Origin of the sequence: Cognataquiflexum aquatile (genome assembly GCF_003316845.1) — a bacterium.
GTDB lineage: Bacteria > Bacteroidota > Bacteroidia > Cytophagales > Cyclobacteriaceae > Cognataquiflexum > Cognataquiflexum aquatile.
This window is the reverse complement of sequence record NZ_QMIK01000010.1, coordinates 118207-129155: the sequence shown is the minus strand read 5'-3', so window position 1 is coordinate 129155 and position 10949 is coordinate 118207. Positions and strand designations below refer to the sequence as shown.

General features: G+C 44.6%; 7 protein-coding genes. 6 read left to right on the top strand and 1 reads right to left on the bottom strand.

Annotated elements, in window-relative coordinates:
• Window positions 1-164: 164 nt before the first annotated feature.
• A complete protein-coding gene (locus DQW11_RS21820) occupies window positions 165-668 on the bottom strand; it encodes a GNAT family N-acetyltransferase (RefSeq protein ID WP_232826826.1) in 504 nt (167 codons plus the stop codon).
• A gap of 410 nt (window positions 669-1078) precedes the next feature.
• Here DQW11_RS21820 and DQW11_RS21815 point away from each other — a divergent pair, with 410 nt between their 5' ends.
• The 6 genes from DQW11_RS21815 to DQW11_RS21785 all read left to right on the top strand — a co-directional run bounded on the left by DQW11_RS21815 (window position 1079) and on the right by DQW11_RS21785 (window position 10945).
• On the top strand, window positions 1079-2383 hold the full coding sequence (locus DQW11_RS21815) for an NCS2 family permease (RefSeq protein ID WP_113926256.1): 1305 nt from the start codon (window positions 1079-1081) through the stop codon (window positions 2381-2383).
• Window positions 2380-3171 carry a 5'-methylthioadenosine/adenosylhomocysteine nucleosidase gene (locus tag DQW11_RS21810; RefSeq protein ID WP_113926255.1) on the top strand — a complete coding sequence of 264 codons (792 nt, stop codon included), beginning with the start codon at window positions 2380-2382 and terminating at the stop codon, window positions 3169-3171. The genes DQW11_RS21815 and DQW11_RS21810 overlap by 4 nt, the downstream gene beginning before the upstream one ends.
• A 308-nt stretch (window positions 3172-3479) precedes the next feature.
• Window positions 3480-4508 (top strand): sugar phosphate isomerase/epimerase family protein, encoded by a 1029-nt coding sequence (locus tag DQW11_RS21805; RefSeq protein ID WP_113926254.1) that lies wholly within the window; start codon window positions 3480-3482, stop codon window positions 4506-4508.
• A 76-nt stretch (window positions 4509-4584) separates the two neighbouring features.
• Complete coding sequence (locus DQW11_RS21800; RefSeq protein WP_113926253.1) at window positions 4585-7392, top strand: PQQ-dependent sugar dehydrogenase; 2808 nt, start codon at window positions 4585-4587, stop codon at window positions 7390-7392.
• A gap of 688 nt (window positions 7393-8080) precedes the next feature.
• Entirely contained in the window at window positions 8081-9445 is a 1365-nt protein-coding gene (locus tag DQW11_RS21790) for a M48 family metalloprotease (RefSeq protein WP_113926251.1), read from the top strand.
• A 624-nt stretch (window positions 9446-10069) separates the two neighbouring features.
• Window positions 10070-10945, top strand: coding sequence for a PIG-L deacetylase family protein (locus DQW11_RS21785; RefSeq protein ID WP_113926250.1), 876 nt, complete (start codon window positions 10070-10072; stop codon window positions 10943-10945).
• Window positions 10946-10949 lie beyond the last annotated feature (4 nt).

Genomic DNA, 10949 nt, shown 5'->3' with positions numbered 1-10949 from the left:
AGTGCCGATCAAGTCGGCACTACACAAGGTAAACATCCAAGTGAACGATCACTGTATGCTTCCTCTCCGGTATCGTAAAGGTAAAAAAAATTAAAATAATCTTGATTTTAAAGATAGTACCTACACCTGGGCGGGGGAGAATATAATTGTATTGAGCAGTTTTCTCAAACCATCCTATACATCACATACGCCCCCACCAATCCCTTTTCCGGATGGCGGTAGGCTTCGGGGATTTCTCCGATAATATCGAATCCCAGGGATTGCCAAAGCTTGACGGCAGCTTGGTTGGTACTTATTACAAAGTTGAACTGCATGGCGAGATACCCGGCTTTTTTGGCTTCTGCCAAAGCAAAAAGTCCCATCTTTCTGCCGATGCCTTTGCCGCTTTCTTTTTCATCGACCATAAATCCTGCATTGCAGACATGGTTTCCCAAACCGGGTTGGTTTGGTTTCAGAAAAAAAGTTCCTACGATTTTACCGTCCATTTCTGCCACAAAAGTGCTTTTGTCCGTACCCATCCAATACTCCATCATTTCCTGTTCCGAGCTATCTAGCGAAAACACGTAAGTGCCTCCTTTGCGGATAATTGGCCGGATGATTTCCCAAAGGGATTTGTGGTCTGTTAGCTTGGCTAGTCTGAAATCTAGATTTGGAAATGCGTCCATCATAAATTGATTTTTTCTTGAAGGTTTTTAGGAATTTTCTTTCCTAGGATAAATATATGCTTTGGCGGAGAATGCATTGTTTGTTGTTTATGTGTTTCTGCAATGTTGCACTTCCTTGGCTAATCCCTAAATTCCACCCATAAAACCGAATTCCATTTGTTCGAGGTGGGTGGGACGACGGCGGACCGGGCCGGCAGAGGCCTTGTGCGCGGATAGGATTCCGCCGTCTTGGCTTTTTTGGCTACTTTTTTTGCCAAGAAAAAAAGTGGCTGTAAAAATAGGGAAGCAATTTAGGGTATGCTTAAGAATATTTTTAAGGTTAATTTTTAATTTGAATTCGTATGGATGCTCTCATAAAATAACTTTTGCAATTCCATCCAGATACCTGTATTTTCCGCTTTTCCATGAATTGAATGATCTCCAAACCTTCAAACCTTCGAACTGAAATCCTGGCAGGAACGAGCACTTTCCTTGCGGCTTTCTACATCATCATCGTCAATCCGGCCATCTTGGCCGAGGCAGGCATGCCTTTTTCGGGTACGTTGACAGCAACGGTTTTGGTGTCTGCTTTCGGCAGTCTGATGATGGGATTGTATGCCCGCAACCCGATCGTCGTTGCACCCGGTATGGGAATCAACGCCTTCTTTACCTACACGGCCGTCAAAGGTTATGGCCTGACATATGAAGAAGCTTTGGGTGCGGTATTTTGGTCAGGAGTGATCTTTCTGTTGCTTTCAGTTTTCAAAACCCGGGAGAAAATCATCGCATCCATTCCTGTTGCGCTGAGACATGCGGTATCGGCAGGCATCGGGTTATTTATCTGCTTTATCGGATTTCAAAATGCCCACTTTATCGTGGACAATACAGCTACACTCGTAGGGATGGCCGCTTTCAAGGATCCCATCAGCCTAACATTTATGACAGGTTTATTGGTGACAGGCGCTTTGATCAGCCGCAAGGTTTCGGGAGCGATAATTTACGGGATTATCTTTACGACCCTTTTGGCTTGGCCGATCGGCAGGTGGTGGGGAGATGCTTCTGCTGTCAATTTCGGAGTGGCCACCATGGTCAATTATACTGGTTTGTTTGCTTTGCCGGACTTTAGTCTGATAGGAAAAGCTGACATTTTAGGTTCGCTCCGATATGCCTATCTGCCGGTGATATTTGTATTTACCTTCACGATTCTATTTGATGGGATTTCCACATTTGTGGGTTTGGCGGAAGCTTCGGGACTGAAAGATCCTGATGGCAGTCCGAGAAATATGCGCAAGTCTTTGCTGACAGATTCGATGGCAACGCTTTTTGCCGGTTTGGTGGGAAGCAGTTCGGGAACAGCCTACATCGAATCCGCGGTCGGGATAGAAGAAGGAGGAAGAACAGGGGCCACGGCGGTGACTGCCGGACTGCTGTTTTTGCCTTTTATGTTTTTCTCGCCGTTACTGTCTATCATTCCATCCATCGCAAGTTCCATAGCTTTGGTCTTGGTGGGATCTTTTATGGTGATGCCGCTGACCAAAATCAACTGGCGAAATCCGAATGAGGCGATTCCTTCTTTTCTCACAATTACTTTGATTCCGTTTACTTACAGCCTTTCTGTGGGGATCTCATTTGGCTTTATCAGTTGGACTATTTTGAAGTTATTGACCGGCAAAAAATCCGAAATCAACCCCATCCTTTTCGTCATCACCCTCCTTTCTATTTTCTTTCTTTGGCTATGAAAAAGTTATTACTCCTATTACTGATTGTTGTTTTTTCCTTTTCTGCTTCTGCCCAACGGATTGCGCTGATGGGCGCTTTGGATCAGGAGATCGCCATTTTGCTCGATTCCATGCAGGGACAAAAGAAAGTCAGTAGGGGTGGAATTGATTTTTACAAAGGAAAACTGAAAGGCAAGAAGGTTGTCATCCTCAAAGCCGGTGTGGGCAAAGTCAATTCTGCTTACAGCACGGCCGTGCTTACCGAGAATTTTAAAATTTCAACGCTGATTTTTACCGGAGTGGCAGGTGGATTGGATCCTGAAGCATTGCCTGGAGATTTGGTGATCGGAGAAAAGTTGGTTCAATATGACTTCGGGAAAGTGGATTCTTTGGGATTTTCTGTTTCGCCATTCAGGAAATTAAGCGGGGGCGCGCATGATGAATTGTTCATTGATTCCGACAAGGATTTGCTACGGATAAGCGAAAGTGCAGTGCAAAACGTGGTTTTTGTTCCGATTGCCAACAGGCAGCCAAAGGTTTTCAGCGGGGTGATTGCAACAGGAGATATTTTTGTCAGCAGCAACGAAAAGGCAAAATGGCTTTATGAAGAATTTGATGCTTTGGCAACCGAGATGGAAGGGGCGGCAGTGGCGCATATCTGTAGGACATTGGATATTCCCTTTATTGTCATCCGAAGTTGCAGCGACAATGCCAACAACCACGCCCGCATGAATTTCAACCAATTTGTAGGTCCTGCATCAGAGAATTCGGCAAGGTTGGTTTTGGCTATTTTGGGGGAAATGGAGTAGAGTAGGTAGCGAAACAGGGTATTAAAAAATTGTCCAAAGACCACGGTCGACGGTCCACCAACAGCATTTGGACTTCAATCCATGATTTCATTTGATTGGTTTTGATAAGTATTAATACCATGATTAATATTCTCCAGTCCAAAATATCAAATGCTGCTAACATCGGTCATCCGTCATCGGTCATCGGTCAATTTTTCTCCAATCAAAACCCAAAAATTACCTTCCTGAAATTTATCTGGCAGCAAGTGAAAATTATTGCTAAGTTGTTCAATCTTAAACCCTATTGAACGATAAAAAAATCAATTTTCATGAAGAACAGAAGGGAATTTCTCCTCAAATCCGCCATCGGTGCAACCGGCTTGGTATTGGCGCCAACTTGGCTGCAAGGTGCTCCGGCATTGATCAAGTCATACAACAAACCCGATTCCAAAATCAACGGCGTGCAGATTGGCTGCATCACGTATTCTTTTCGCTCCATGCCTGACCAAAGCCTTGAAGCAAATATCCGCTACATCAAGGAATCCGGTATCAGCGCCGTGGAAATGATGGGAGAACCTGTGGAGTACTTTGCAGGGATGCCACAACCGACATTCAACAGGATGAGGGGTTTTCAGTTGGGCGGCAAACAGAGAAGGGGGGAAGAGTTGACTGAAAGTGAAAAGGCCGAATTGGCTGATATCAGACAGCAATCTGAGGCTTATGCCAAAGTTGCCTCCGATTGGAGAACAAAAACTGATTTTAAGAAATTTGAGCAGGCAGGGAAATTGTTCAAAGAAGCGGGAATTACACTTTATGCCTTCAAACCAAATGCTTTTGGTGTTAATAATTCTGATTTGGAAGTGGCGTATGGCATGAAGGCAGCCAAAATCCTCGGTGCCGATCACGTGACATTGGAGCATCCTTCTGACGACGCGCAGACTTTGAGGTTAGGAAAATTGGGAGATACCAACAAAATGAAAGTGGGTTACCACGGCCATGAGCAACAGACTTTTGGTTTTTGGGATACAGCTTTGTCCCAAAGCAGCAGCAACGGATTGAATTTTGATGCAGGTCACTACATCGCAGCAGGGCACACAGATATGATGGAACTGATCCAAAAACAGCAGGGAAGAATCTGGAGCATGCATGTGAAGGACCGGCAAATACCCGCAAACGGAAAAGGCAACCTCCCTTGGGGTACAGGGAACACACCAATCGCTGACATCCTCCAAATGATTCGGGACAAGAAATACAAATTTCCCGCCACCATAGAATTGGAATACCAGGTTCCCGAAGGTTCGGATGCTGTCAAGGAAGTGCAGAAATGCCTGGAGTTCTGCAGAAAAGCATTGGCATAAGAGATGATGCGGTTCTCCACAATTGTCAGCGCACAACCATTTAAGAAATTTTCCAATTTCAAAAACCCATTAAACCATGATAAAATTCTACAAGATAAATTACCGATTAAATACGGTTATTGGACTGGCCATTTTGCTCAGCCTGATTTCCTGTAAAAAATCTGAAGACGCCTCTGTCAAGCCAGAGGACAACCGGTTTACCAAAGTCGTCCTTACCGAAGGCATGGACGAGCCGATGGAAATGACTTTCCTCCCCCAAAACAAAATCCTGTTGGTCGAGAGAAAGGGCGGTGTCAAGATTTTTGATGAGAAAACCGGGGAGATGAAGCTCATCGCCACCATTCCTGTAAATACCAAATACACCAACAAAGAAGGCAGAGTAAGGGAAGCGGAAGAGGGATTGATGGGCGTGATTGCACATCCTGATTTTGCCAAAAACTCCTGGATCTACATGTATTTCGCAGACCCTGCGGAAGCCAAACATGTCCTTGCAAGGTGGGAATTGCATGGCGATTCCCTGTATGCCGATACCAAAAAAGTAATCTTGGAAGTTCCGACCCAACGGGAGGAATGTTGCCATACCGGTGGGGGGATGGTTTTTGACAAGGAAGGAAACCTATTTCTTACTGTAGGTAATAACACCGTCAATCCACGAGTTGGATCCTCCAACCTTGACGAGCGTCCCGGAATGGAGAGTTCAGATGACCAACGCGCTCCTGGCAATACCAATGACCTGAGGGGAAAAATCCTTCGGATTCATCCTGAAGATGATGGAACCTATACGATTCCGGAGGGAAATTTATTTCCGGTAGGAACAGAAAAAACCAGACCGGAAATCTATACCATGGGCCACAGGAACCCATGGAGACCAACTTTGGACAGTGAAACAGGGTATCTTTATTGGGGAGAAGTAGGACCTGATGCCTCCATCGATTCTATTTGGGGGCCAAAAGGATACGATGAATTCAATCAGGCCAAAGGTCCGGGATTTTTCGGTTGGCCATATTTTATCGGAAACAACCAACCCTACAACAAACATGACCTTGCGACCAATACCTATGGAGCCCCATTTGATGTGAATAGCCCGGTCAATGAATCGGTAAACAATACCGGTCTCAAGAATTTGCCCACACCTGTAGTGCCTGCGATGATCTGGTATCCTTACGGGGTTTCGGAGGAGTTCCCCATATTGGGAAGCTCGGGTAGAAGCGCTACGGGCGGGCCTGTTTTCCGCAAGGCTGATTTCAAAAAAGAAGCGCCTTTTGTATTTCCTGCTTATTATGAAGGTAAGTGGCTGATCGTGGATTTTATGCGGGGATGGATCATGGCGGTGACCATGGATGAAAATGGAGACTACAAATCCATGGAGCGATTCCTACTCAAAGAAACTTTCAGCTCGGCGATAGATATGGATTTTGGTCCGGATGGCGCATTATATGTCTTGGAATACGGTAGCGCCTGGTTTCGTGGCAATGCCAATTCCCGTATTGTCAAAATCGAATACAACGCTGGCAACCGCAAACCAAATGTCAGTGCTTCGTCGGATAAATATGCCGGTGGAGTTCCCCTGACTGCCAAATTCTCCGCTGAGGGGACTTCCGATTACGATGATTATGATCAGGGCAAACTGGGTTTTGAGTGGAGTTTGACTTCCGCCAATGGATTCAAGCAGGTTTTGAAAGATCAAAATCCGGAATTTACCTTCACAGAAGCAGGGACATACCAAGTGTTGCTTACCGTCACCGATACCAAGGGAGAGAAAAATTCATCCACTTTCGAAATCGTTGCAGGGAATGAACCTCCTGTTGTTTCGATTGATTTTGGGGGATTGAATAAAACCTTCTATTTCGGGGAAAAGGAATTTGAATATACTATTCAGGTTGAGGACAAAGAAGATGGGACATCCGCTGAAGGAAAGATCAAGGCCGAAGAAGTCGCTGTGACTTTTGATTATGTTCCGGCAGGTTTTGACCCGATAGAGATCGCTTCCAAGCAAAGTGGCGCTGAGAACATGGCGATTTTAAATATTGGCAAAAACCTGATTGAAGGGAGCGACTGCAAATCCTGTCACCAATATGACAAAACTTCCATCGGTCCGAGCTACACCGCGGTGGCGGCTAGGTATCCCAAAACAGAAGAAAACACCAAATTGCTCATCGGGAAGATCATCAATGGAGGCAGTGGCGTATGGGGTGAACACGGGATGAGTGCCCATCCGCAGTTATCTGAGGCAGATGCACGGAGAATGGTGGATTTTATTCTCAGTATGAATGAAACCAAACCGACAGTGGCTTCTTTGCCACTCAGCGGAAAAGTCACACCTGTGGTTCCTGAAGGGGAAAATGGTCAGGGAGGGTATCTCTTGAGGGCATCCTATGCTGATAAAGGTGCAGGAAATGTGGGTTCTCTCTCCGGGGTGGATTACATCGCTTTGCGAAATCCTTTCCTTGACCCACAACTTTCAGATATCCGAAAAGGGGTGAATCTGATGACTACGCCAAGAGTCAACTTCTTTATGGTGGGTGACCAATCGCATATTGGGTTTAAAGGGTTGGACTTGACAGGTGTCAAGCAGATCGACCTTTATGTTGAGGTAAGCCCGCGGGCAGATGCCATTGGAGGTTCGGTGGAGGTCAGGGTTGGCTCGCCGACAGGTCAGCTGATCGGACAGAGTGAAGCTATCGTTCCAAAAGAGGCTGAATTCCGAAGACCTCCCGAAGGAGTCAATCCTGTCGAGTGGAGAAGGCAAAATGCCACCAAAGCCCAGGTTGTGGTGAATCCTACAGCTGGAAAACAGGATGTGTATTTCATCTTCAAAAATCCAAAAGCCAACGGTGAAGAAATCCTGATGAGTATCTCTGAGATTGAGTTTAGGGATAAATAAATATTGTCGACAGACCACAGTCAATAGACCATAGCTGCTTAAATTGAACTTCGGTCCAGCTTCCCTTGGTTGAAGATTGAAGTTGGAAATTGATGATTAATATTTCCTTCAGAAAATGAAAGTAAAAAAAAGCAGAGGCCTTTGAAGGTCTCTGCTTTTTGTTTGAAAGAATAGAAAATATTGGTCTTTTTCGGTCGAATAGATATAAAACAAAAGCGGGAAAAATTCTTTCGAACTTTTCCCGCTTCACAACCTGAAGACCGTAATCTTCAAATCATGTCAAGCTGCAGTTATTGTGACTTTTCCCCCAGTTGCCCGGGTTCATAACCTTAGGTTTTCCGACTCTGATTCCGCCACCTTTCGACTTTGGTCCATGATTCCAAGACTTCTGCGGTTGCCCTTCTCAGACTTTCTACGTTGCCGTTTTCAGCCCCTTCATCTTTTCATCTTGAGTTTTTGACCCTAGTCTGAAATTTTACCTTCAGCCTTTTATCTCTCACTTGATAGAATCAAATTTATGCCTCAAATAATTGATTTCCAATAAATTAATAAATAATTTCTGCACAATTTTTCCACTGGAAAAAAGCTTAAATCACAAAGTTATCCACATCTGCATTTCGCTTAACTAAAAACAACCTAAAACCATCTTTTTTCGTAAGGATCTTTATGTTCCTTAACCCCTGTTTTTATGAAAAGGCACCTTCTTCTTTTGGTTTTTATCTTGGTTGCAAATTTTAGTTTTTCCCAAAGTAAAGTCACGCTTAAAGGGTACGTCATACGGCCGTTTGGGGAATATGCTGTCGGAGATACCGTCACCGTATGGGGTACCAGGAAGAACATCAACACCGGTGCGGTTCAATACTATATCAGGTCCTCATTTGGGGAATACCGGTATTTCAATGAGGACAGGATTTCCCTTCTTGGCAACGACCTTGATTTTTGGGAAAAGGTGTGGATGGAAAACAGGGCTGAAACCATCAATAAAAAAGGTTGGGAAAGAGGGCTCAGGCAGGAACTGATAGAAGATGCCATGGATTATTATTCTCAAGCCCTGGCTAACAACATGGTTTTGCAGGATGACATGCTCTATGATTATATCTATCAATTGATCTATTCGATCCATCCGCTTTCCATGCTGAAAGACAGGACTTCGGATTTTAGCCTGGTCATTTTAAACTCCACGGAGCATATCGCATTTTCATTTGACAACGGCATGATTGTGCTGACCACAGGCCTGATTGCGAGTACAGATTCGGAAAATGAACTCAATCTAATTTTGGCCCAATGCATAGCCCATGCTGTCCTCGAGCATAATCTCGTCAACCTCAACGAAGTTGTTCGAGCGGAGCGCCGGGCAAGGATTTGGGGAACAGTAGCAACTTTGGCTGCAGCTACTGCTATGGCTGTGGATGAGGTCAATAATGGGGTTTTGCATGACTACTCCTTGGCTACAGATTTCGGGATGTCTGTGTATTTCCTTTCCTCCCAAGTCTTGGATAACCTGGGCGCTGGTTATTCTTCCGAACAGCAATTGATGGCCAAAAGGATTGCTTCCCAATTTATGGATGAACATCCGCAGGTTAATTTTTTGGATGACCAACAGTACCTGAATACCATCGCAAGTGCTATTTCCATTACCGCATGGCAGGAATACCATCTGAAGAATTACAGCTATGCCCAATTGCTTGCCTTGAAGCTAGCAGATGCGAGGTTGGCTTCTGATATTGATTACCTCCTTCTTAGTAGGATTCAAAGGAGAAAATCCAATGAAATGGAATCCAACCAATTGGCTTTGGATTACCTTCATATAGCAAGGAAAATGGCATTGGATCCACTACCGGAATTGGATAAGGAAGAGGGTTTGGTGTATGCGAGGCTTCAGCAACATGAAAAATCCAAAGCTGCTTATTTGAAATACCGGGATAGCTTGTTGGAGATGAAGGAGCAGGGAAAAAATGTGGATGCTGAACTCAGGATGATCAACCAATACCTGCAGAGGAACCTAGGTCAAGATGCCGCGGCGATGTTGAAACCAACTTTGGATCTCGATTGAGAGGCAAAGTTTAAAAAGGATTGATCCTAATTATTTGGAAAAACTACCAAATGTAGGTTGCAAAAAAATGAGGATGGCTTAAAAGCAAAAGCGGGAAGAAATTCTTTCGAACTTTTCCCGCTTCATCACCTGAAGACCGTAATCTTCAAATCATGCAAGCTACAGTTATTGTGACTTTTCCCTCAGTTGCCCAAGTTCATAACCTTAGATTTTCAAACTCTGATTTCTCAGCCTTTTGGCTTTGATCCATGATTTCAAGACTTCTGTGGTTGCCCTTTTCAGACTTTCTACGTTGCCGTTTTCAGCCCCTTTATCTTTTCATCTCGAGTTTTTGACCCTAGTCTGAAATTTTACTTTCAGCCTTTTATCTCTCACTTGATAGAATCAAATTTATGTCTCAAATATTTGATTTCCAATAAATTAATAAAGAATTTCTACACAATTTTTCCACTGGAAAAAAGCTTAAATCACAAAGTTATCCACAATTAAGGATCCGGAATTCCCGGAAAGCATTGAAACTCAAAATTGGACCCCAATCCATTTGATCGTAGGCTCCCTTTCTTGGAGGCGACATTGATTTTCCTTTCGGTTTTTAATATCTTGAACTTCCCAAATGACCGTTCCATGAAAACCACCCTTTACTTTCTTGTATTCCTTGTCCTGAATTTTGCGCCCGAAGCCTTTTCACAGGAAAAACCTTTGAAAATCATCATGATCGGTGCCCATCCGGATGACTGCGATATCAAAGGGGGAGGAACCGCAGCCCTATTTGTACAAATGGGGCATCAGGTGAAGTTTGTCTCTGTGACCAACGGAGATGCTGGGCACATGAAAGAGGGCGGCGGGATGTTGGCCAAAAGAAGAATGGCCGAAGCAAAAGAGGCAGGCCGGAGGTTGGGAGTCACTTATGATGTTTTGGACCACCACGACGGTGAATTGCTCGCCACCTTACCGATCAGGTTGGAAATCATCCGCCTCATCCGTGATTGGGATGCAGATGTGGTCATTTCACACCGGTCCAATGATTACCATCCGGACCACCGCTACACTGCCATTTTGGTTCAGGATGCGGCGTACATGGTCGGTGTTCCCAATATTGCCCCTGATACGCCACCTCTTCGAAAAAACCCTGTTTTCCTTTATTTCCAGGACAATTTCCAAAAACCGTATCCATTTAAAGCAGACATAGCAGTCGACATTACCTCTGTTTTGGATAAAAAAATAGATGCGATGGATGCCCATGAATCTCAGTTTTATGAGTGGCTGCCATGGATCGGGAATTATGCTGCAGAAGTACCTACGGACAAAGGGGAAAGAAAAGCATGGTTAAAAAGCAAGCGCACCGTTGCTCCAAATGCGGCTGTCAATGAAGCTTTGAAGACTTGGTACGGAGAGTCCAAGGCCATGCAGATCAAGTATGCCGAAGCCTTTGAAATATGTGAATATGGTAGCCAGCCCTCCAAAGAGGAAGTTAAAAGGCTTTTTCCGATGCTAAAATAAAGCA